Consider the following 22,460-nt stretch of genomic DNA (forward strand, 5'->3'; position numbering starts at 1 on the left):
TCACCTGTTTCTTTTCGGATTGGGGTTCGTATATTGCTGTTTGATGGAACGACGCCGCTCGGCTCTCACTTCGCGAAGCAATCGGCGAACTTCCTCGCTCTGCGGCTCGAGCGCCTCCGCCTCTCGCAAATACGCCAAGGAGCTCCGATAATCTCGGCGCAGCCGATAGACGACGCCGAGTAGCAAGTAGGCTTCCACGGAGAGCGGATCGAGCCGAGTCGCCTCTTTCAGTTCTTCGATGCACAGCTCCATGTTCGGCGCAGCGGCCTGAAGTCTGAATCTCGCATCGGATATTAGCTGCTTGGCCTTGATCGTCCGGTAGTGCAGCACGTAAGTCGGATCTTCCGGCGCAAGTTCCAGCGCCTTGAGCGCGTAAGCCATCGCCAGCGGAAGCTTTCCGCTGCGCGCGCACGTTACGGAGCCTTTATAATAATAAGACGCATTGTTCGGTTCCGCCGCGATCGCTTGTTGGAAACCGTTCAAGGCAAGCTCGAAATCGCCCTGTAAGATGGCTTCGTACGCTTGCCGGACGTAGGCTTCTCCGTCCATGCCGACCATCCTCCTTTAATCAGGGATGGTACAGCATATGAAATCTAGCCGTTATCGGTGTCCTTCTTGGTCCATCGGTCGGCGTCCCGCGTATTGAACTTCTCCATCACTTTGCGATGGGCTTCCGTCAGATCGATGCCCAAAGCATTCGCGAAGCAAATGACGATAAAGAGAATATCGCCGAGCTCCATCTCGATGGAATTGTCGGCTTCGTCGCGCTTTTTGGGCTTCTCGCCGAATTCGTGGTTCACTTCCCTGGCGAGTTCCCCGACTTCCTCGGTCATTCGGGCCAGCATCGCGAGCGGCGAGAAGTATCCTTCCTTGAATTGACCGATATAAGCGTCGACTTCGCGCTGAATATCGGACAGAGGACGCTGCGTTAACGTCTTATCTGCAATGCGGGATTCTCCCATCTACCGGTTCTTTCCTTTCGCGAAGGTTTCAATCCTATGTTAGCGTAAGACGTTATCGAAAACAAATGCATTTTTGGAGGGATTGACGATGAACCGCACTCGTTTGTGGAACGCTGTTAAAAGCTGGAGTCTCATTGTCGCCGGCACGGCCATATACGCCTTCGGGCTTCAATATTTCATCATTCCGAACATGCTGATGGAAGGCGGCGTAACCGGCGTAGCGGTGCTTCTGAATTACGCGGCGGATCTGCCCGTGTACTTAACGTCTCTCCTCATCAATCTGCCTCTCTTCCTGCTCGGCTGGCGCCAATTGGGCAAGAGCGCCATGATCTACACGTTCGCGGGCACGCTGCTGCTCTCCGCGTTCCTATGGGTAGCCGAGAAGCTCGTGGAGGAAGGCGGAATGACTCCATTCCGCTCGCAGCAAGATTTCATCCTGGTCGTTCTCTATGCGGGGGTTACGCTGGGCGCCGGACTCGGACTCGTGTTCCGCGGCGGCGGCACGACGGGAGGAGTCGATATCGTCGCCCGCATACTCCATCGGATGCGTGGTTGGAGCATGGGACAGATCATTCTTTCGCTCGACGTGCTTATCTTGGGTATATCGCTGCTGTTCATCCCGAAGGAAAAAGTGTTGTATACGCTCGTCAGCGTCTTTATCGCTTCCAAGGTGATCGATTTCATCCAAGAGGGAGCTTACGCGGCTAAAGCGTTCACGATTCTATGCCATGAGCCGGAGAAGCTCGCCGCCGAGATCACCCGCGAGCTCGATCGGGGAGTCACCCTGATGCCCGCGGTCGGCGGATTCTCCAAAGAACCGAAAACAATCGTCTACTGCGTCGTCAGCCGCTTCGAAATCCGCAAATTAAAAAGCCTCGTTCGTCTTCACGACAAACGGGCTTTCATCGTCATTAACGACGTGCATGACGTGCTGGGAGAAGGGTTCCGCGAGGAATAAACAGCTTGGACACGGCTTGCACATTAACGGTTTCTCCACCGCTTCAGCAGACGTTCCGCGGCGTCTTCGCGAACTTCGCCGTCGTTCTTTCTCGTCATGCCCGCAACGCCTTCATCCTTGTATCTGCGCCAACCGGCCCACGTTAGAACGGTGACGATGAACGATCCCATCATCGCGGTCCACCCCCAGGAGGCTCCGGCAACGGCGGGCACGACGGCGGACGGTTCGTCCGAAGCGCCGGGGAATACCGCAAGCAGCGCTTCCTCGAGCGGCTGCAACGCCCCGTGGGCGAGCGCCAGATTGCTGGATTCGGAACCGATCACGATGGAGGCGTAGCGCAGGACGCTGTCGCCGCGAACGACGTTTAGAGGCGCCGTCTCCAAGAGCGCGGACGTCCGGATGAGCCCGTAATGGGATCGCAGACGGTTTACCGCTACCCCGGCACCGATCAGGTCAGCTCCTCGGACGGTTTCCCCGCCATCCCCGTTAAGCGCAACGCGCAACGCTCTTAAATCTTCCGCGATTACCGTACGATAGTCGTGCCATAGCGGCTGCGTCGGATTCGCCATCGCGTCCGCAGCCAGCAATAAAGAAGCCGCTTCCTCCTTCAACCGCCGCTTGTCCGGCGCGGCAAGGGCAATCGAACGCTTCGTCTGCTTCAATTGCTCCCCAAGCGCTTGCATGCCGTCTATTAAAGCCGCATCCGACAACGGAAGCGAATCATACCGTTGCTGCACGACGACCGCGCTTTGCGACATGAGAGAGACGTCGTCCTCATTGACGGCACGATACAATACGGTTGCCGAACGCAAAAAATGATCGTATTCCTCCAAGGAGGAAGAGGAAACATCCGCGATATCCCGTGCCTCCGAGCCGTGTTGCACGGCATCCGAATCGTAGACGCCGCCGTTTGCCGCGCCAGGCAGCGCTAACAGCAAGGCGACTGCCGATACGACGCTTAATCCCAACCTTCGCGCGCTCTTCAGCCCTCTCACGGACATCCCCTCCTACCTTTAACGTATGAGGGTCTATCCGAGACTAGAACGGCTAGTCCAGCTTTTTCTCGTTCGTCGCGAATCTAGCCAACGCTGCCGCCGACACGCTAAAGGCCGTCAGCAGGAAAGTAAACCATCCGACCGCCAGCAGGTCGTCGTCCAGCTGCCACGGAAGCGAAGGATACACATCGAACGTGTAATCGATCGTGTCGTTCAGGAAAGTCCAGCCCGCGGCGACGATCAACGAAACCCAACCGAACGTGAAAAACCTCGCGTAGAGCAGAGCGGTAACCGCCATCGCCGAATGCCCGATCACGAGCATCCAATGCTCCCATACGAGAATATCGCCCTGGGCTTGTCCCCAGAAAATAATGACGGTCGCCCATATGCCGTATTTGACCGACGTCACGACGCCGAGCGCTTCCACGATTCCGCGGACCGTACCCGCGACAGCCGATTCCGAGTGTGCGGGCTGCAGCCAAAGCCATAATACCGCGAGCGCGAAAAAGAGCGAAGCCGTCGGACTATCCGGAACGAACGGAATATGCCACATCGGATGGTCGTCCCACGTACGTATCAGTTGATTCTTATACCAGTAATAACCGTATGCCGTCCCTGGAATGTAGATGATCATCATGAGCCATAGCGTCTTGCGGTGCAACAAGAGCGTTCTGGATTGCAGCAAAAGCCAACTCAATCGGACTCCTCCTAAACAAACGCATTAAGAAAAAATGGTGACGCTCGTCTTGCCGGCGCCACCATTCGGGATTGAACTGATTATGTCCGTCGTTACTCTGCCGCGGCTGCTTTCTGCTTAGACAGCCAAGTCGCGACTTTCTCGATTTGATCATCCGTAAGCGTTCCTTTGAAAGGAGGCATTCCTTCGCCTTTGCCGTTCATGATCGCATCGAAGAGCTCTTCTTTCGAACGCGCGTCGCCGATGCCGCGAAGCGCAGGCCCTACGCCGCCTTCAAGCTCGGAGCCGTGGCAAGTGATACATGCCGCTTGCGTCATCGTCTCCGTGAAAGCAACGTCTTCCGCTTCGACCATCGCAGGGATCTTCTCTTTGCCGGGTACCCAGCGTCCGAGACCCTTCTCGATCGACTCTTCGTTCTTGATCTCGCGCTCGATATGCTCCGGAATGACTCCGTTCTTCGCGAGCTCGTGCTGATAGTGGTCCCAAGACACCCATGTCAGATAAGCGATCGCGGCGAGCGATACGAGCATCAAAGAAGATGCGATCGGACGTCTGTAGAAGCGGCGCTCCTTGCCCGTGTCGAGGAACGGCGCAAGCAAGAGGGCGATGAACGGAATACCGGAAAGACCTAGAATCCCGAGCACGATATAGTCTCCGGATGCGTAAGGATACTTGAGGAGCTGGTACAAGAACAGGAAGTACCAGTCCGGCATCGGGATGAACGAACTGTTAAGCGGGTCCGCCGGATAGCCGAGCGGAGCCGGTTCCGCGATAACGAGCACGAGGAAACCGACCAATACGACGACGCCTACCATCCATTCCTTGAGCAAGAAGTTCGGGATAAAAGCTTCCGACTTGCCCGGGAATGCGGTGTAATCCGGCGGCGAAACGTTCGACTTGGCGCGTTTCCGAATGCGCGAGTCGCCTACGTATACGATTTTCTCATTAGGATCATGTTTATGTGCCAACGCTAGCCACTCCCTTCTGTTACAGCGGCCCGGAGATGCCCTGTTTACGAATCATAATGAAGTGTCCGGCAAGCAGGGCGAGCAACGCGCCTGGCAAGAAGAACACGTGGATAGCGAAGAACCGGGTCAGCGTTTGCGCGCCTACGATCGTACCGCCGTTCATCAATTCCTTGATGTAATCGCCCAAGTACGGCACGGAGCCCGCGATTTCCAGACCTACCTTCGTCGCGTAGTAAGCTTTGTTGTCCCAAGGAAGCAAATATCCCGTGAAACCGAGGCCCAGCATGACGAAGAAAATCAACATACCGACGATCCAGTTCATTTCGCGCGGCGCCTTGTAGGAACCGGTGAAGAACACCCGAAGGGTATGTAGGAACATCATTACGATTACTAGACTTGCGCCCCAGTGGTGCATGCCGCGAACGATCGCACCGAAGGCTACCTGATGCTGGAGATAGTCAACGCTGTAATAAGCGTTAATGATATCCGGCACGTAATACATCGTCAGAAACATACCCGACAAAATTTGAATGACGGTAATGAAAAACGTCAACCCGCCGAAGCAGTAGACGAAAGCCGAGAAATGATGAGCCGGGTTAACGTGCTCAGGCACCTCGTGATCGGCGATATCGCGCCACATCGGAGTGATGTCGAGACGTTCGTCAATCCAATTGTACATACTTTTGAACATGGGACTGAGAAGCCCTCCTTCTGCTACGCGCGAGTATTCGGCTCAATCGGTCCGAGGTACACCCAGCCGTTGTCCAATTTCACTTCGTACTCATCCAGCGATTTAGGTGCGACCGCCAAGGTTTTTCCGTCTTTGGTATATCTTGCCCCGTGACAAGGACAATGGTACTCCGTCGGGGATTCCGCAGCCCAGCTCACCGTACATCCAAGGTGCTTACATACGGGGGACAAAGCGAAGATTTTGCCGTCATCGCCTTTCGCGATCCATGCGGACAGCTTCGGATCGCTCTCGTACCAGCCGTCCACCTGATGAACTTTGAACTTCACCTCGGTCGGTTCGCTCGTCACTTTGCTTTCTTCGATAACTTTAACGAAATTACCTTTTTCCTTCTTTTGCAATATAGGATCTACAGCAAAGCGGATCATCGGTAAAATGGCGCCGCCTGCCATGAAGGCCCCTGCTCCGCCCAGCGTATACGACAAAAACTGCCTTCTTGTCATTTCTTTGCGCTGAGCCGGTGCGTGCGCGGTATCTTGCTGCTTATTGTGGTCCATTCATTCTACCCCCTTTGCCCCACCAATCTCTTGTCCGATACGGACTTTAACAGTTTGTTCACAAGGACATAACTATAATAGCCCACGCGATATAGAGCGTCAAGAATCGGCCGCCGAGTTTCCCCGCCCCGTGCGAAATGCAGGGTTAAAATGTTCTCAAATTGTCACATTTCTCCGTGGGATATCTCGCCATATTGTTTGCTACAGGGCGGCTTATTTATGCGTCCCGATAACAACATCGCATGCAAGCTGCGCTTAATCTTTGCCTGCGCCCGCCCGCCACATCGCCATAACGGCTTGTCGCAGGGCGTCGGGATCCGGCTGCTCCGCGTCGTCGGCCGGCTGAACGACGAGACTCGCTTCCGTAACGCTTTCCGGAACGCCTCCTGCTTGTCCGCTCACGACGACCACGTAACGGAAACCGCTCTTTTTCAGCCGCGCGACGAGTTCTTTCGCCCCTTCGGAGCCGTCTCCTCCGGCCCGATCGTAATGGTAGGCGGGCATCGTGACCGTCCGCCCGTGGAAAGCTTTCTCCAGCGGCGATAACCAGTCGCCCGTCTTAAGAATTCGTTCCGTCGCTTCCCATGGCGACTCCGCGCCGGTTAACCCGGATACCGGAAGCAAGCACGTGTCGAGGAACGGCTGCAGTTCAGCCCAGCTTTCCTCGCTTATTTCGTTAAACTTCATCTTTCTCTCTCCTTGCGCGATCGACTGCGTCCAACCTACAACCTACAACCTACATCCTACTGCAAAAACGTCTGCATTAAAAGAAAAACCCAACCGCGAGGTCGGGCTTGCCTAGAACTATGAGTTGACCGGCGTGCGGTCTTGCGAAATCTATGGCCGTATCGTCTTCAATTCGTCGGTTAGTCGCCGAAATGATTCGACATCTCCTTGGGCGAGCGCTTCATCGATTGCGTGATAAATCTTCTCCGTCCGGTAATTGCGCAGCGCTTCGTCCAGGACCATTTCTGCCGCCAACCCCAGCATCGTCTCATAGGCGACTTTCATGTTGTCCATTCGTTGCACCTCCGATTAATCCGGCGTAAAGGGCCGCTCCTGGATGCGTTTGCGCTGGCCCCTACTAAAATCATATTCACCGCGTCGTCTCGAGTACAAGACGAAAGCCCGCGTTCCCATCAATGTGCATATGCCTAATTCGCTTCCTTGTTCAGCACGATTGTATCCTCGAAAGCGAGGACGTTTCCCGCAACAAGCGATTTCCCTTGCATAGTGGCGCGAACGACGTCCTCCCCCGCTGCCGTCTGTCCCCATTTAATCATGCCCTGGTGCATCAGCATCGCGAGAACGCGCCGCTCGAATACGTCTCTACTCGTATCGTAATAGTAGGAACGGACGAGCGGTTGCAAGATCGCGAACAGCGATTCGACCGTGACCCACTCCGAAGCTAAGCGCATGACCCATTGGACCAGCGTCGATACGTTCGGAATCGGCCCCTTGTACAAACGTTGCCAGAATCGAAACAGCTCCTGCGGATCGGGTCGCGCGAACCCATCGGCGATATTGCGGCCCGCTTCGGTAATCGTCAAGCGATCCGCCCCTTCGTCTACCAGCTTGTGATAGTACGCGAAATCGTATAGCAACGAGAGACGGTCAGGGTAATCGCGAAAATGCCTGCCGTAGCCGAACCGCCAGCCCCCGCGCGTAGGAATCGCTTCGCCGACGGCGAGACGTTCGATCAACTGCCCGATTTGACGCTTGTAGAGCACGCCTTCGGAAGTAATCTGCAAATCGTTGTCTCTAACGAATTTAAGCAGCTGCAGCAAGTCGTCCAGCATAAGCGTGCCTTCGTCCCGATAGGCGGGCGGCTCTTCTCTTGCTTCCAGCATCGTACGGTAGCGCCGTTCCAATGCATCGCTTAACCTTTTCTTGACGTCTTCGGGCACTTGGTACAAATATCGGGTTTGCTGAGAAAAGCCGCAGAACAGCCAGCCGAATTTTCTGAAACGGGCGATAGCGCGGCGAGCGACATCTTCGGGTGCGAGGGGCGCATCCGGCAATTTGCTTTTGGCTTTGCGGGAACGGCTCGATGGGGCTTCCGTCGCAATCGGAACGGCTTGCTGGTTATCGTTCGCAGGCTTGGGAGCCGCCGGTTCGCCGGCGAGCGCGCGCGCCTTCAGCTCTTCGAGACTGTACGAGCCTCGGCTTTCGAATAGCAGCGAATTCAAGAACCTCAAATCCGCGGCCGTCATCTCGCCGATTCTCGATTCGATGACATCTCTTCGCCCGACCGTGGACAGGATCGATTGGATCAGCTCGTTCTTGGAATGGCTGCTGCACGTGCATTCGTAAGTCTCCGCGATGGCCGTCAGTTCGGCGATGTCCGCATAGACGAGCATTTCGGCTAAATTCATAGGCATTCCCCGCCTCATGGAGCATTTAATGTCCATTATCGGCCCATGCGGCGGGCTTTAAACGTTGTCGGACAACAAAAAAACGACTCGCCCCTTCTCTCGGGGCAGTCGTTCCGTTCTACGAGTTCGCGGTTTGCAAATGCAGCGTGCAATTATGAATGAGCGGCTTCCAGCCTTCGCCCTGCTGCTCCAGTACCGTCAGCGAGACGTTCTGGATATAACCTTCGGGAACTTCGCCGAGCATCGAATGGATCATCGCGGACAAGAAGCTCCCATGCGATACGGCTAACCAGGATTCGCCCGGATGGTTCGAGAAGAGTTCGTTCACGAATTGCCGTCCTCGCTTCACGACCGAATCCGTCTGTTCTTGATCGGGGATGTGCTTGCGCCAATCTTCGCCCCAACGCTCTAATCGTTCGGAGAGCGTCATCCCTTCGGCTTGGCCGAAGGACCGTTCGCGCAGCCTTGCGTCGGTCAAGAGCCGCAGGCCAAGCCGCTGCGCGATAATTCGGCCGGTTGTCGCCGCCCGATCCAAATCGCTGACGACGATGCCGTCCCACCGCATGCTTTCGTTAGCAAGCCGCTCCGCGAGCAGCTTCGCTTGCTCGATTCCCTCTGGACTAAGCGGGATGTCCGTCACGCCTTGAATTTTGCCCAGTTGATTCCATTCCGTGACGCCATGCCGGATCCATCCGATTGTCCCCGCCTTGGTCATGAGCGGACCCTGGAAAGCCAGTTCAGAATGAGCAGCGTCATGACAATCCCTAGCATCGAGAGGGCAACCCAATACTGCGGCATCGCCGGCGTTACGTTAAGCATGATCGAGTCGCCCAAGCTCGCTACCGGCACTTCGAGATGCATGCTGTTCCCGAAACCGTGATCGGTGCTGAAAGCGTTGGCCGTATCCATGACGCCGGATATCCGCTCTTCGGAGCGGTCGGCGCCTTCGATCGTCGTATAGAGGAAACCGCTGACGAAAAGCGCCAGCAAGGCGGCTAACAACCCGGCGATCTTCCGTTTAAAGCCGTAGCTGAACGCGTAAGTCCGGCGAACGGGAGGCAAGTACCAACTTTGCTCCGAGTAGATTCGGTTCATGACGTTATCGTTCACCCATTGAACCGCGGCAGGCTCCTCGAATGCGCGATCGTCCGAAGGCAGCTCGTGGATAATCGCCGCGCTCTCTTCCCAGATGCGGAATTCCTCCGCGCATGCCTTGCAATTCCGAACATGCAAATCAACGGCTAATCGTTCCGGCGAATCCTCAGGCAGATCCCAATAGACCCCGAACCATTCTCCAGCTTCTTCGCATCTCATCGCAATTTCATCTCCTCGTACTCTTTCATGATCGCCGGTTCCGTAAAGTAGTTCTCCAATTGCGCCTTCACGCTCGCTCTAGCCCTGAACAGCAGCGATTTCACCGAGCTCACGGTCTGACCGAGAATGTTGGCGATCTCCTGATAATCCATCCCGTCGTACTCCCTTAGAATAAGAGCCGATCGCTGTTTCTCCGGCAAGCTGTTGATCGCTTCCCGAACCATCGTGACCTTCTCGCTGCGCAGCAACTGCTGCTCGGGAGCCGCCTCGGCCGGCGCCGCGGGAACGTATGTCGTGTCATCAAGCGACATATGGGTCGCTTTCTGTTTGCGAAGCTCGCTAAGCACCGTGTTGCGGGCGATCGTGTACAGCCATGTAGAGAATGAAGCGTCTACTTCCCTGAAGGAATGCAAGCTTCGGTAAGCTTTGTAGAACGTCTCCGAGCTCAAGTCTTCGGCCAACAGCTCGAGCTTGGCGCTCTTCAACATATGGAATACGAAGGCTAATATTTTCTTCTGATAACGGCCCATTAACGTGGCGTATAGCTCAACGTTGCCGTCTTTGATTTCCCGAATGAGCTGGGAATCGGTCATCATCTTCCGCGACCCTCCCCCCGTGTAGGGTGAACGTGCGCAGCCGGTATATACCATTGTACCGACAGCGGACGAAAAAGTTGCGCGCCTATCGCGCATTTCCCTATAGGAAGCCAGTATTTTACAAATGATCTCTGCTATTGTATCACAGGTATTCATTAAATGACCTTAAAACTTTCTCAAATATCCAAGGGAAATATGTCCTAATTCTCATGATATGCTCAGGAACCTCAAAGAAATTATCTATCGGAGAGAAAAAAAAAGACCACCCCGGAGGGGTGGTTGCACATAGTGCTAGGATTGGATAGGAGTGGAGAGAAACCATACTGTACTTTTATTATATTGTATACGTTTTCATTTTGTCAATACTATTTTTTAAGCGTTTTCATTTGCTTGCCTTGCAAGAAATAAGCTTATCCTTGACCCCCGTTCATTCGCGCTCCTACTGCCAACGAAACCATCGGAAACTTGACTTGACTTGACTTGACTTGACTTGGTTTGGCTTGACTTGACTGCCGAATAACAACGATTAGCATTTATTTTCTTAGTAACTTCCGTTTATCGCAAAATAACAACCATACGCAGTTATTCGAAGGGGAAAGTCGGTCTATCGGCGGTTTGCGCTCAAATTAACTATCGTTGTGCTGTTATTATTTCTTTTAGAGGAGTACGGGTATAAATAACTGTCGATTGGTATTTATTTATTCAACCTTTATATCGATATCCCCTTCGCTCAGGAGTGTTACACCTGCCCTGCCCGAAAATTCCCGAATAAAAAACCGCCCAGCCAATCGGCCGGGCGGCGTAACCGCGTTACTTATGGACGGTATAATTCAGCTTCGTGAGAAGCTGAACGGCTTTCTCGAGATCGTCTTCTTTGCGGAAGCTTAGTCTCAGAACGCCGGGGACGTCATCCCTGCTTTCGATAATTTGCAGGTTGCTGAGGTTGATCGCAGCGTCGCCAAGCTCGGTCGCGATTCGTCCGATGATGCCAGGATGATCTGGGACGTCGACATAACATTCGTAGATAGAAGTAATGACGCCTTTGCGACGTTCGGGCAGACTGCTTCGGAACTCGCCCGCCGTACGGAACTGCTCCGCCACGGCCTCTCCGTCGCCTGCGGCGATCTGAGCCGAGAACCGGTTCATCTCCTGCTGCCAATCTTCGATCAGCTTTAGCACGACGTCGCGGTTGTTCAGAAGAATATCTCGCCACATGATCGGATCGCTGGACGCGATACGCGTAATATCGCGGAATCCGCCGGCCGCCAATACGGCGTATAGGCCGTTGCTCTCGTTGTAACCGGCAATCTGGTTGACGAGAGCAGCCGCGATGACGTGCGGCAAATGGCTGATCGCCCCGACGATCGTATCGTGCAGGACCGCGTCGACCTTCACGATATGCGCTTTCGTGTACTTCAGCAACTTCTCGAGGCGCGCCAGCGCTTCCGGCGGCGTATCCGAAGTCGGCGTCAGCACGTAATAAGCGTTCTCGTATAGATGCGAGCTTGCCGCTTCGACTCCGGAACGCTCCCCTCCGGCCATCGGGTGGCCGCCGATGAAGACGCCGCCCTGCAGCGCAAGCTGCGAAGCGTGACGGACGACCGAAGCTTTCGTGCTCCCGACGTCCGTCACGATGCAGCCGGGCTTCAGCCGGATGCGGGACAAGCTGTCCATATAATCGTCGAGCATGCCGACCGGCACGCAGACGAAGATGAAGTCTGCATCCTTCGCCGCCTCTTCCAACGATGTCGTCGCTTCGTCTACTACGCCGTGAGCCATGTATTTCTCTACCGATTTCGGGTTAACGGAATGGCCGATGACTCGGAAGCCGGGCTTGCCTTTAAAGCATAGCGCGAGCGATCCGCCCATGAGTCCGACGCCGAATATGGCGACCCGCACCGTACCGTTAAACTCGCTAAACTCGCCGCTCATGCCTTCACACCTTTGCCTCGACTTCTTGCAGCACGGCTTTCAGCGCAGCGATCACTTTCTCGTTCTGCTCCTGGCTGCCGACCGTGATGCGAATATAGCTCTCTCCGAAGCCCGCTCTGATGATAATGCCTTTGCGCAACAGCGCGTTGTATACGTCGTAGCCGTTGCGCTTCACGTCGACCATAATGAAGTTGCCGTATGCCGGGAAAGGCGTAAGACCCATCTCTGCAAATTGGGCGTTCAAATATTGAAGGCCCTTCTTATTCGCTTCGCGGCAGGACGCGATGAACGCTTCGTCCTCCAGCGCCGCAGCCGCAGCCGCTTGGCCGACGCGCGACGTATTGAACGGCGGACGGATCGGATTGACGGCGCGGATCACGTCGGCGCGAGCGATACCGTAGCCCACGCGGAGCGCGGCCAAGCCGTAAATCTTCGAGAACGTGCGCAGGACGACGAGGTTAGGATAACGTTGCAGCAGTTCGAGTCCGTTCGGATACGCAGGGTCCTCGATATATTCGCAGTATGCTTCGTCAAGGACAACCATCACGTTCTGAGGCACTTTCGCGAGGAAATCCTCGACTTCTTGCTTCGTTACGATCGTTCCCGTAGGATTGTTCGGATTGCACACCCAGATGATTTTGGTCTTGTTCGTGACGCGGGCGAGCATCGCCGGCAGATCGTGCGTACCGTTCTTCATCGGCACTTCGATAATGACCGCGTTCTCGACTTGCGCGTTGTGCTTATATTGGGAGAAGGTCAGGTCGGCCATGATCGTCTCGTCGCCTGGCAAGAGATACGCGCGCGCCAGCATCAGAATGACTTCGTCCGAGCCTGCTCCTAAAATAATTTGGTCGGCATTGACGCCGTGATGTTTGGCCAGCTCGTTCGTAAGATGGACGGCGGCGCCGTCCGGGTAGATGCTGAGCTGGTTCAACTCTTGCTCGATGGCAGATTTAGCCTTCGGCGAACAGCCGAACGGGTTCTCGTTGGACGCCAGCTTGATGATCTCGCTAAGGCCCAGCTCACGCTTTACGTCGTCGACGGGTTTGCCCGGTTGATACACCGGCAGGTTCGCGATATTCGGTTTCACTTGCATTGGGGTTTCCTCCTCGATACATTTGAATCCTCGTCGGGTTCGCACTAACTCACCCTCGATACATTTGAATCCTCGTCGGGTTCGCACTAACTCACCCTCGATTACGGCAAACGGAGCGTGTCCGCAACCGCCTGATTTAGGCGATGCTACCGTCGCTCCGTATGGAATGTGTATTCTATTATTACTCATTGCTTCAACGCTGTAAAGTTTAAAATCCTCTCATTACTTTCGCGGTTTCAGATCGGCGATGAACGATTGTACGGCTTGAACTCCTTTGTCTCGTTCGCTTGTTTCCGCCGAAGCAAGCTGCGGCAACGCTTCTTCCACTTTGCGCACGATCGCGCTGCCGACGATGACGCCGTCGCACAGCCCGGCGAACCGTTCCGCGTGCTCTCGCGACGAGATGCCGAAACCGACGCAGATCGGCACTTTGGCCGCTTTGCGAACCGTGGCCAGGAAGCCTTCGATGCCTTCGTGGAACGAAGTGCGGACGCCGGTAACGCCCAGCGACGAGACGCAGTAGACGAAGCCTTTGGCATTGGCGGCAATCCGCTCCACTCTCGCTTCGGATGTCGGAGCGACGAGCGGAATGAGATGGATGCCGGACGCCTCGGCGATCGCCCGCGCTTCCCCGTCTTCCTCGAGGGGAAGATCGGGAATGATCACACCGCTAAAGCCGTGTTCCTTCAGCAAAGAGAAGAAAGCGTTCAAGCCGAGCTGAAGAGCCGGATTGTAATAAGTAAATAAAATGAACGGCATCTTCACGCCGCGTTCGCGGGCTTTGCTGGCCACGGCCATGCAGTCGACGAGACCGATGCGGTTCTTAAGCGCACGTTCCGAGGCGCGTTGGATGACAGGACCGTCGGCAAGCGGATCGGAATAGGGGACGCCGAGCTCGATCATATGCGCGCCGGCTTTCTCCGCGGCTTGCACGAGCGCGACGGACGTATCCAGATCCGGATCTCCCATCGTCATGAACGGAATGAGCGCGGTTTCGCCTCTCGCCTTCAACTCGGCGAATACGGCATCGATCGCGTTAGGGGCGGTCGTCGTACTCATAGCTTCTCCCCCTTTTCCAACTTGGCGTGGTAGGCGATGATCGATTCGACGTCTTTGTCGCCGCGACCGGACAAGTTGACGATCATAATCTCGTCTTTGGCCATCGTTGGAGCCAGCTTCATCGCTTGCGCGATGGCATGAGCGGATTCCAGCGCCGGAATGATACCTTCCATCCGGGACAGTATGCCCAGCGCATCCAGCGCCTCCGCGTCCGTAATCGGGAAGTATTCCGCGCGTTTGACGTCTTTCAGGTACGCATGCTCCGGTCCGATGCCCGGATAGTCTAGTCCCGCGGAAATCGAATGCGCCGGCAGCACCTGGCCGCCTTCGTCCTGAAGCACGTAGCTCATCGAGCCCTGGAATACGCCCGGACGGCCTTTGGTCATCGTCGCCGCATGCTCCTCGGTATCAACGCCTCGGCCTGCCGCCTCTACCCCAACCAACCGAACCGTCTTATCGTCAATGAACGGATGAAAGATGCCGATCGCGTTGCTTCCGCCTCCGACGGCGGCGACGACGACGTCCGGCAAGCGGCCTTCGGCTTCGAGCACTTGCTCGCGAGCTTCAAGACCGATAATGCGCTGAAAGTCGCGAACCATCATCGGATACGGATGCGGCCCCGTTACTGAACCGAGGATGTAATACGTGTCGTTAACGTTGCTGACCCAATAACGGAGCGTCTCGTTGCATGCGTCTTTGAGCGTGCGCGTGCCGGACGTAACCGGAATAACCTCGGAGCCGAGCAGCTTCATGCGGAACACGTTCAGCGCTTGGCGCTTCGTGTCTTCCTCGCCCATGAACACTTTGCACTCGAGTCCCATGAGCGCAGCTACGGTCGCGGATGCGACGCCGTGCTGGCCCGCTCCCGTCTCCGCGATGACTTTTTTCTTGCCCATGCGCTTAGCCAGTACCGCCTGTCCGATCGTGTTGTTGATTTTGTGCGCCCCGGTATGGTTCAGATCTTCGCGCTTCAAGTAGATTTTCGCTCCGCCGAGATGGTTCGATAGACGTTCGGCATAGTAGAGCGGCGTCGGACGGCCGGAATATTGCTTCAATAAATAACGGACTTCCTCGATGAATTCCGGATCGTCCTTGTATTTGAGATACGCCTCTTCCAGCTCGATCAGAGCGTTCATTAACGTCTCGGGTACGTATTTGCCGCCAAAGGGGCCGAATCGGCCGTGCTCGTCGGGTACGGATTGCGCCGTAGGCGCTTGCGATGCTTGTGTCATGAACGTTTCACCCTTTCCGCGAAGGCGGAGATTTTGGCATTATCTTTGACGCCGTCCGTCTCTACGCCGCTCGAAACGTCGACGCCGTAGGGACGGTAGCTTGCCATTAACCGCTCGGCATTGTCGGGGTTGAGCCCCCCGGCGATCATTAGCTTCAAACCGTGTTTGGCGGCTTCGACTTGGTACGCCGGTATGACGTCCCAACCGAAAGCGACGCCTGTTCCGCCGCCGGCCGTGTCGAGTAGAATCGTCGTGACGGCGCCTGCGAAAGCTTGCAAGCGTTCCGGCCCGGGATCTTCCGTCACCGCCAGCGCGCGCCATATCTCGATCCCGAACCTGTCGCCGACTTGCCGGCAGAAGTCCGGAGATTCCTCGCCGTGAAGCTGCACGACATCGAGGGGTACAGCCTGAAGCGTCTCCGCAATCAGCTCCATCGTCGGATTGACGAACACGCCGACCGTTCGCGGCGGCAAGCCGTCCGCCATCTTAATCGAGCGCGATAATTCATGCAGTTGACCCGCTTGCGCCGGCGACACCCGCCGGCGGCTTTTCTCGGCGAACATAAACCCGATGTAGTCGACGGATAGACCGGCCATTCCGATCAACGTCGCTTCTTCTTTAATGCCGCATATTTTTATTTTGGACTGTTCGGCTTGAACGCTCATCCCGCCGCGCCTGCCTTCGACGCCGGTCCTAGCAAATCGTTGACTGCCGCCTGAACGTCCGGCCGGCGCATGAAGTGCTCGCCTACGAGGACCGCCTGCGCGCCTGCCCCCCGAACGAACGCTACGTCATCCGGCGAGGAGATTGCGCTTTCGCTGACGGCCAGCACGCCTTTCGGCATTAAGCCGATCAGTTGCTCGGTTACTTTAAGATCCGTCACGAACGTCTTTAAATCCCGGTTATTGACGCCGATCAGCGTCGCTTGTCCGATCTCTAGCACCGTCTCCAGCTCGGGACGGTTGTGCACTTCGACGAGGACGTCCAAGCCGAGATCGCGGGCAAGCGCATGGAAAGAGGACAACTGCCGTTTCGATAGGATAGCTGCGATCAGAAGGATCGCGTCCGCGCCAATGACTCTCGCTTCGTAAATTTGCCGTTCGTCGATCGTGAAGTCTTTGCGAAGGAGCGGCACTTTCACTTCCTCGCGGATTTGCGTCAAGTACGCGTTGCTGCCTTGAAAATAATCCGTATCCGTAAGCACGGAAATGCAGTCGGTACCCGCGGCTTCATATTGCTTCGCAAGCGATACCGGATGAAAATCCGGGCGAATTAATCCTTTGGAGGGGCTTGCCTTCTTCACTTCCGTGATCAGCCCGACCGGACGGTTGCGACTGGCGAGCGCGCGCTCGAAGCCGCGGCACGGAGCTAACGCCGAGATCGACTTCTCCGCATCGGCTATCGATAAAGTTTGTTTGAGCGCCTCTACTTCTTGGCGCTTGGTGGCAACGATCCGATCAAGAAACATGGCTCACTTCTCCCGTCGTAGCAATCCATTGCTGCAATTTGCTTTCGGCGCGTCCGGAATCGATCGTCTCCGCGGCGACCCGCACGCCGTCTGCTAACGATTGTGCACGCCCGGACACATAAATGCAAGCCCCGGCGTTCGCGAGCACGACGTCGCGATACGCGCTTCGCTCCCCCGACAACACCCTGCGGATGATCGCGGCGTTCTCCGTCGCGTCTCCGCCTTGCACCTCGCTCAGCGGAAGCGTCGTCAGCCCGAGCTGCTCGGGCGTTATATCATAAGTAGTTACTTCGCCATTCCGAAGCTCGGACACTTGAGTCGGCGCGGAAATGCTGATTTCGTCCAGCCCGTCGTGGCTGCCGACGACCATCGCGCGCTTCAATCCGAGGCGGCCGAGCACTTGGGCAACCGTTGCCGTGCGCGTACGGTCATACAGACCGATGAGCTGGCGGTCGGCATTCGCCGGATTGGCGAGCGGTCCGAGCATGTTGAAGATCGTACGAACGCCCAGCTCGCGGCGAGGACCCGCGGCGTGCTTCAACGCCGGATGATACAGCTGCGCGAACATGAACGTGATGCCCGTCTGCTCGAGGCAAGTCGCGGCTTGCTCCGCGGTCAAGTTGATGTTGACGCCGAGCGCCTCGAGCACGTCCGCGCTTCCGGCTTTGCCGGACATCGCGCGGTTGCCGTGCTTGGCGACGCGGGCGCCTGCCGCGGCCGCGATAACCGCGGACACGGTCGAGATGTTGAACTTATGAATGCCGGACCCGCCCGTTCCGCACGTGTCAAGCAAGTCCTCGCGTTCGGTGCGCACCGTGTTGGCGTAAGAACGCATCGCTTCGGCAAATCCGGTAATTTCGTCGACCGTCTCGCCCTTCATCCGTAGCGCGACCATCGTTCCGCCGATCTGCGCCGGTGTCGCCTCGCCTTTCATAATCGTCGTCATCGCGCCGAACGCTTCGTCACGCGTCAGGTTTTCGCCTTTCATCAGCTTTGCTAGCGCTTGCGGCAGCGTAACCGTCATCGTTTCGCTCATCTCGTCATCCGTCCTCTCTCTCACATCTCATCGTACTGCGGCGTATTGCGCGATCAATCGTAATCCAGGTTCGTGCGTCTGTCTCCGATTACGGCTATCGTCGACTTCGCCGGCGATGGCGGGAATGCCGCTTCCGCCGCGCGGATCGCTTTGAGCATTCCCTTCGCCTTATTTACCGTCTCTTCGTATTCGTTCTCCGGCACGGAATCCCATACGATTCCGGCACCGGCTTGGACGTAAGCTTTGCCGTTCTTGAAAATAATCGTCCGAATCGTGATGCAGGTGTTCAGATTCCCGGAGAACCCGAGATATCCGATCGCGCCCGCGTACGCGCCTCTTGCCTCATTTTCCAGCTCGGCGATGATCTCCATCGCTCTTAGCTTCGGCGCGCCGGATACGGTTCCCGCAGGCAGACAGGACAAGAACGCGTCATAGAAATCTTTGTCCGGACGCAGCTGTCCGGTCACGTTCGAGACGATATGCATGACGTGGGAGTAGCGCTCGATTTCCATATAGCTGTCGCACTTGACCGTACCGTACGTGGACACTCGGCCGATATCGTTGCGTCCCAGATCGACGAGCATGACGTGCTCCGCGCGTTCTTTCTCGTCGGCGAGCAACTCCTTCTCCAGCGCCAAGTCTTCTTCCGGCGTCTTCCCGCGAGGACGCGTGCCCGCGATCGGGCGCGTCTCGACTTTGCCATTGTCGACTTTTACGAGCAGCTCGGGCGACGTTCCCACGATCACTTCGTCGTCAAGCTTCAAGTAGTACATGTACGGCGAAGGGTTCATCGTTCTCAGCACGCGGTAGACGTGAAGCGGTTCGACTTCGGTTTCGATATGGAACCGTTGGGACAATACCACCTGGAAAATATCGCCCGCCCGGATGTATTCTTTCGCCTGATTGACGTTGTCCAGGAACTTCTCCTTCGTCAAGTTCGACTTGATCTCGCCAAGGTCCGGATCTTGCGGCGGAGTACCTCTCGACTTGACCGGCGGCAACGGCTGCTGCAGGCGCTCGATCGTCGCGTCGATCGCTTCGCATGTTTCGGCGTAGGCTTCCTCGATCATCTTGTCGGATGCGCCATCCCTGACGTGCACGTTGCCGATGACGAGGACGTACTGCTTGAAATGGTCGAACACGATCACTTGGTCGCAGAACATGAATTGCATGTCGTCCATGTTCAGATCGTCGATGCCGTGCGGCGGCAGTTTGCGCTCGTAATATTGCAGGAGATCGTAGCCGAAAAATCCGATCGCCCCGCCGGTGAAAGGCGGCAAGTCGGCGATCTGCGGGCTTCGGTAGGAGCGCAGCTTCTCCCGGAGCAACTGGAGCGGTCGATCGGTGACGTGGTATTCCGTCTTGCCGTCTTGCTCGAGCGACAGTTTATTTTTCTTCAGCCTAAGAACGAGAAAAGGGTCGGTGCCGATGAAGGAATAGCGCGCCCATTTGGCTCCGCCTTCGACGCTCTCCAGCAAAAACGCGCGTTTGTCGCTGCTTAAGTGCTGGAACACGCGAATCGGCGTTTCGGTGTCGGCAAGCAACCTGCGCACGACCGGTATCACGTTGTATTTGCCCGCGAGCGCGATAATGCCTTGCAATTCCTGATCGTTCATCGGTCATCTCTCCCTTGTATTCAGCCAATAAAAAAGCACCCCTGCTTCGCAGAGGCGCGCGTCGATTCCGATAAGGGTGCTGCCTGCGCCATCGGCTTGTGACATGGACATAGTACGCCCATGCGCTACAAGTGGCGCGATCGCTCCGCTCATCTCGGCTCTACTCTACTCGGCTGGCTCCGCGTAAGTTGTCGTCCCTGTGGCCGACCGTTCCGCATCGCTTAATATGTATCTCAATATAGCATCGCCGTCGCAAGCGCGTCAACTCTTTTTAGAGTCATCTGAGCAATTTATGCGCGTCTTGGTCGAGCAGGTAGCGGTGTTGCCTGCGCGCTTCGGGCTTTGCGGGTCGAAGCAGTTGTTTGTCGACGAGCTCTTTGAGAACTTTTCTAGCTAGACCGCTGCTGCAACCCAACATATCTCTCACATCTGCAACGTCGATTCTAGAATCTACTCGCAGACAAAACCTAATCACTTCCCGTTCGTTAGGAGACAACTCTTTGTATTGCTTGCTAGTACCAGAAGATCTGTGTCCAAGTAACTCGTAAATCGCCCTTCTGCATGCTTCCGGTTTCTTGTCCATCTCATCCCATGAAAAAGGATAATAGGTTAAACCTGCCGTTCCAATAGATCGAATCTTGTTCCTTTCCGAATCGAACCGATCCCTCGTTATTTTCTCTGCATGTACGACGAACCCCTCTGCTTCGAACGCAATGCGCAGTGGCAAATAATAAACATCGATAAAATTCCGCACACCAGTACTTGTAACGATTTCATACTCCAGCACAAATCCATCGAACGACCTGAAGACTGACCACAGCAATTCGAGCAACTTCTTTTCACCTACGCCGTGTTTTTTAATCATCTCTAGTCTCATCCCGCTAGCGTTCCGTATTTGCTCCTGCAGAAACTTTTGGTACTCTACTTCGAACATTGACATCCTCCTTTACAAATAAAAAAACGTCGTCCCTTCGAATAGAAGGAAACGACGTGTTCTTCACGCGCAAAATATGTAAAAGAACTATTCATGTAACACCGACGCATTTAGTGACACCGCGTGTGCTTATTTCGCTCAACCGAGCTACTCAGACGCATTTAGTGACACCATGTGTGCTTATTTCGCTCAACCGAGCTACTCCGGCGCATTTAGTGACACCATGTGTGCTTATTTCGCTCAACCGAGCTACTCCAGCGCATTTAGTGACACCATGTGTGCTTATTTCGCTTAACCGAGCTACTCCGGCGCATTTAGTGACACCATGTGTGCTTATTTCGCTCAACCGTGCTACTCCGGCGCATTTAGTGACACCATGTGTGCTTATTTCGCTCAACCGAGCTACTCCGGCGCATTTAGTGACACCATGTGCGCTTATTTCGCTCAACCAAGCTACTGCCAGCTTGTCCGGCACTAAGATTGAGCCTTATTACTTCGCTGCGCTCAGGTCCGGGCGGAGTACTTGGGCGCCGCCGAGGTAGACGTGGCGGATGTCCGATTGCGCGGCTTCCGTGTTCACGAGCACCATGAGGCGGACGCATTTCTCGAGGCTGCCTTTGACGGGCACCTCGAGCGAGCACATGAGCGGCACGAGCTCCCACCCCGGCATTTGCCGAATGGCGCGCGCGGGGAACGTCGCGTCCAAATCTTGGGTTACCGTTACCCAGACGCACGCGATGTCCTCGGGTACGATCCGATTGACTTCCACGATGTTGGCCAGTAGTTCGATCGTTGCGTCTAGAATCGGTTTTTCCTCGTTGACTTCAACCGTAATCGCTCCGCGAATTCCTCTTACGCTCATCACTGCCTACTTCCCCTCTCTTAATCCGTCCACGATCTCCCTCACCCAGGAAGACGGAACGTCGTTACGAATTTCCACTTTGCCGATATCGGTAGGCACGACGAACACCATCATGCCTTCTTGGAACTTCTTGTCGTGCATCATCGCGTCCATGATATCGTCCGTGCCGATGTCGGCCGGAAATCGAACCGGCGATCCGATCTTGCGGAACAGCGCTTCCGTTACTTCCGCGATGCGCGGAGGATAACCGAACTTGGCCGCTAGACGCGCTGAGCCGACCATCCCGATCGCGATCGCTTCTCCGTGAACCAGTACGCCGTAACCGGCGACGGCTTCCAAAGCATGCCCGATCGTATGCCCCAGGTTCAGGATCGCGCGAAGGTCGTTCTCCCGCTCATCCTGCGACACGACGGTCGCTTTCACTTTGCAGCCTTCGAACAGGGCGTAGCCGAGCGCTTCGCGATCGAGCGACAGAAGCCGCTCCGCGTTGTCGTCGCACCATTGGACGAATTCCGCGTTCCAGATCAAGCCGTGCTTGACGACTTCAGACAATCCCGCCCGCACCTCGCGAATCGGCAAGCTTGCAAGCGTATCTAAATCGTAGAGTACGAACTCCGGTTGGTAGAACGCGCCGATAATATTTTTGGCCAACCGATGGTTGACCGCGACTTTACCGCCGACGCTGCTATCGTGAGCGAGAATCGTCGTCGGCACTTGCACGAACCGTACGCCGCGCATGTATGTAGCGGCTACGAATCCGGCTAAATCTCCGATTACGCCGCCGCCCAGGGCGATGACGGTCGATTTGCGATCCAATCCTGCCTGCAGCGCTGCGCCGATCAGTTCGTCCAGCATTTCGAGAGACTTGGACGTCTCGCCCGAAGGCACGACGACCGTCGTCACCTTGTAACCGGCAGCATCGAGCGACTTCTCAACCTTCTCCGCGTACAAGTCGACGATCGCTTCATCCGCGACGATCATGACCGGCGACTTGACCGGGAACCGGCGTTCCGCGAAGCGAGCGCCGATTCCGTCAAGCAATCCGGAGCCGATGTAAATCGGGTAGGAGCGTTCCCCGAGATCGACCTTAAGCTCCAGAACCCCATCAGCCATTA

25 protein-coding genes are annotated in these 22,460 nt (G+C 56.0%); 1 reads left to right on the forward strand and 24 read right to left on the reverse strand.

The genetic code is table 11. The annotated features are described in order from the left end of the window. Together COHPA_RS0104075 and COHPA_RS0104080 are read right to left on the reverse strand one after the other, a co-directional pair. Positions 1 to 549, reverse strand: coding sequence for a tetratricopeptide repeat protein (locus COHPA_RS0104075; RefSeq protein WP_027084925.1), 549 nt, complete (start codon positions 547 to 549; stop codon positions 1 to 3). A gap of 44 nt (positions 550 to 593) precedes the next feature. Beyond that, positions 594 to 962 (reverse strand): nucleotide pyrophosphohydrolase, encoded by a 369-nt coding sequence (locus COHPA_RS0104080; protein WP_027084926.1) that lies wholly within the window; start codon positions 960 to 962, stop codon positions 594 to 596. 88 nt (positions 963 to 1,050) lie between these two features. Here COHPA_RS0104080 and COHPA_RS0104085 point away from each other — a divergent pair, with 88 nt between their 5' ends. Then, the gene (locus COHPA_RS0104085) at positions 1,051 to 1,920 is read left to right on the forward strand and encodes a YitT family protein (RefSeq protein ID WP_027084927.1); all 870 of its coding nucleotides are present in this window, start codon (positions 1,051 to 1,053) and stop codon (positions 1,918 to 1,920) included. Between the two features lie 23 nt (positions 1,921 to 1,943). On the opposite strand, the gene COHPA_RS0104090 is transcribed toward COHPA_RS0104085, so the two are convergent. From COHPA_RS0104090 to aroB, 22 genes are all read right to left on the reverse strand, one after another. Continuing rightward, the gene (locus tag COHPA_RS0104090) at positions 1,944 to 2,915 is read right to left on the reverse strand and encodes a sporulation protein YpjB (protein WP_027084928.1); all 972 of its coding nucleotides are present in this window, start codon (positions 2,913 to 2,915) and stop codon (positions 1,944 to 1,946) included. A gap of 52 nt (positions 2,916 to 2,967) precedes the next feature. Further along, a complete protein-coding gene (locus COHPA_RS0104095) occupies positions 2,968 to 3,612 on the reverse strand; it encodes a DUF1405 domain-containing protein (protein ID WP_027084929.1) in 645 nt (214 codons plus the stop codon). A gap of 92 nt (positions 3,613 to 3,704) precedes the next feature. Beyond that, on the reverse strand, positions 3,705 to 4,580 hold the full coding sequence (locus COHPA_RS0104100) for a c-type cytochrome (RefSeq protein WP_027084930.1): 876 nt from the start codon (positions 4,578 to 4,580) through the stop codon (positions 3,705 to 3,707). A 19-nt stretch (positions 4,581 to 4,599) separates the two neighbouring features. Then, complete coding sequence (gene qcrB / locus COHPA_RS0104105) at positions 4,600 to 5,271, reverse strand: menaquinol-cytochrome c reductase cytochrome b subunit (RefSeq protein ID WP_027084931.1); 672 nt, start codon at positions 5,269 to 5,271, stop codon at positions 4,600 to 4,602. A 23-nt stretch (positions 5,272 to 5,294) separates the two neighbouring features. Then, positions 5,295 to 5,825 (reverse strand): Rieske (2Fe-2S) protein, encoded by a 531-nt coding sequence (locus tag COHPA_RS0104110; RefSeq protein ID WP_027084932.1) that lies wholly within the window; start codon positions 5,823 to 5,825, stop codon positions 5,295 to 5,297. Between the two features lie 255 nt (positions 5,826 to 6,080). Further along, the gene (locus tag COHPA_RS0104115; protein WP_027084933.1) at positions 6,081 to 6,512 is read right to left on the reverse strand and encodes a DUF2487 family protein; all 432 of its coding nucleotides are present in this window, start codon (positions 6,510 to 6,512) and stop codon (positions 6,081 to 6,083) included. 150 nt (positions 6,513 to 6,662) lie between these two features. Next, complete coding sequence (locus tag COHPA_RS0104120) at positions 6,663 to 6,845, reverse strand: IDEAL domain-containing protein (RefSeq protein ID WP_027084934.1); 183 nt, start codon at positions 6,843 to 6,845, stop codon at positions 6,663 to 6,665. Between the two features lie 134 nt (positions 6,846 to 6,979). Beyond that, positions 6,980 to 8,200: a hypothetical protein gene (locus tag COHPA_RS0104125; RefSeq protein WP_027084935.1), complete on the reverse strand. Its 1,221-nt coding sequence runs from the start codon at positions 8,198 to 8,200 to the stop codon at positions 6,980 to 6,982. 118 nt (positions 8,201 to 8,318) lie between these two features. After that, entirely contained in the window at positions 8,319 to 8,915 is a 597-nt protein-coding gene (locus tag COHPA_RS0104130) for a histidine phosphatase family protein (RefSeq protein WP_027084936.1), read from the reverse strand. After that, positions 8,912 to 9,514 (reverse strand): anti-sigma factor family protein, encoded by a 603-nt coding sequence (locus COHPA_RS0104135; RefSeq protein ID WP_027084937.1) that lies wholly within the window; start codon positions 9,512 to 9,514, stop codon positions 8,912 to 8,914. The genes COHPA_RS0104130 and COHPA_RS0104135 overlap by 4 nt, the downstream gene beginning before the upstream one ends. Further along, positions 9,511 to 10,107 (reverse strand): RNA polymerase sigma factor, encoded by a 597-nt coding sequence (locus COHPA_RS0104140; protein ID WP_035120031.1) that lies wholly within the window; start codon positions 10,105 to 10,107, stop codon positions 9,511 to 9,513. The genes COHPA_RS0104135 and COHPA_RS0104140 overlap by 4 nt, the downstream gene beginning before the upstream one ends. A gap of 813 nt (positions 10,108 to 10,920) precedes the next feature. After that, positions 10,921 to 12,042, reverse strand: a complete 1,122-nt coding sequence (locus COHPA_RS0104145) for a prephenate dehydrogenase (protein WP_027084939.1) — start codon at positions 12,040 to 12,042, stop codon at positions 10,921 to 10,923. Positions 12,043 to 12,046: 4 nt separating this feature from the next. After that, positions 12,047 to 13,138, reverse strand: coding sequence for a histidinol-phosphate transaminase (gene hisC, locus COHPA_RS0104150; protein WP_027084940.1), 1,092 nt, complete (start codon positions 13,136 to 13,138; stop codon positions 12,047 to 12,049). 222 nt (positions 13,139 to 13,360) lie between these two features. Continuing rightward, the gene (gene trpA / locus COHPA_RS0104155; RefSeq protein WP_027084941.1) at positions 13,361 to 14,197 is read right to left on the reverse strand and encodes a tryptophan synthase subunit alpha; all 837 of its coding nucleotides are present in this window, start codon (positions 14,195 to 14,197) and stop codon (positions 13,361 to 13,363) included. Further along, the gene (gene trpB / locus COHPA_RS0104160; RefSeq protein ID WP_027084942.1) at positions 14,194 to 15,429 is read right to left on the reverse strand and encodes a tryptophan synthase subunit beta; all 1,236 of its coding nucleotides are present in this window, start codon (positions 15,427 to 15,429) and stop codon (positions 14,194 to 14,196) included. The genes trpA and trpB overlap by 4 nt, the downstream gene beginning before the upstream one ends. After that, positions 15,426 to 16,094, reverse strand: coding sequence for a phosphoribosylanthranilate isomerase (locus COHPA_RS0104165; protein WP_027084943.1), 669 nt, complete (start codon positions 16,092 to 16,094; stop codon positions 15,426 to 15,428). The genes trpB and COHPA_RS0104165 overlap by 4 nt, the downstream gene beginning before the upstream one ends. Then, on the reverse strand, positions 16,091 to 16,897 hold the full coding sequence (gene trpC, locus COHPA_RS0104170) for an indole-3-glycerol phosphate synthase TrpC (RefSeq protein WP_027084944.1): 807 nt from the start codon (positions 16,895 to 16,897) through the stop codon (positions 16,091 to 16,093). The genes COHPA_RS0104165 and trpC overlap by 4 nt, the downstream gene beginning before the upstream one ends. Further along, positions 16,887 to 17,933, reverse strand: coding sequence for an anthranilate phosphoribosyltransferase (trpD, locus tag COHPA_RS0104175; protein WP_027084945.1), 1,047 nt, complete (start codon positions 17,931 to 17,933; stop codon positions 16,887 to 16,889). Before trpD ends, trpC begins: the two co-directional genes overlap by 11 nt. A 53-nt stretch (positions 17,934 to 17,986) precedes the next feature. After that, complete coding sequence (gene trpE, locus COHPA_RS0104180) at positions 17,987 to 19,549, reverse strand: anthranilate synthase component I (RefSeq protein WP_027084946.1); 1,563 nt, start codon at positions 19,547 to 19,549, stop codon at positions 17,987 to 17,989. A gap of 277 nt (positions 19,550 to 19,826) precedes the next feature. Then, entirely contained in the window at positions 19,827 to 20,483 is a 657-nt protein-coding gene (locus COHPA_RS0104185; protein ID WP_027084947.1) for a MarR family transcriptional regulator, read from the reverse strand. A gap of 490 nt (positions 20,484 to 20,973) precedes the next feature. Continuing rightward, positions 20,974 to 21,345 carry a chorismate mutase gene (gene aroH / locus COHPA_RS0104190; protein ID WP_027084948.1) on the reverse strand — a complete coding sequence of 124 codons (372 nt, stop codon included), beginning with the start codon at positions 21,343 to 21,345 and terminating at the stop codon, positions 20,974 to 20,976. 6 nt (positions 21,346 to 21,351) lie between these two features. After that, complete coding sequence (aroB, locus tag COHPA_RS0104195; RefSeq protein WP_027084949.1) at positions 21,352 to 22,458, reverse strand: 3-dehydroquinate synthase; 1,107 nt, start codon at positions 22,456 to 22,458, stop codon at positions 21,352 to 21,354. Positions 22,459 to 22,460 lie beyond the last annotated feature (2 nt).

This window comes from Cohnella panacarvi Gsoil 349 (assembly GCF_000515335.1).
GTDB lineage: Bacteria > Bacillota > Bacilli > Paenibacillales > Paenibacillaceae > Cohnella > Cohnella panacarvi.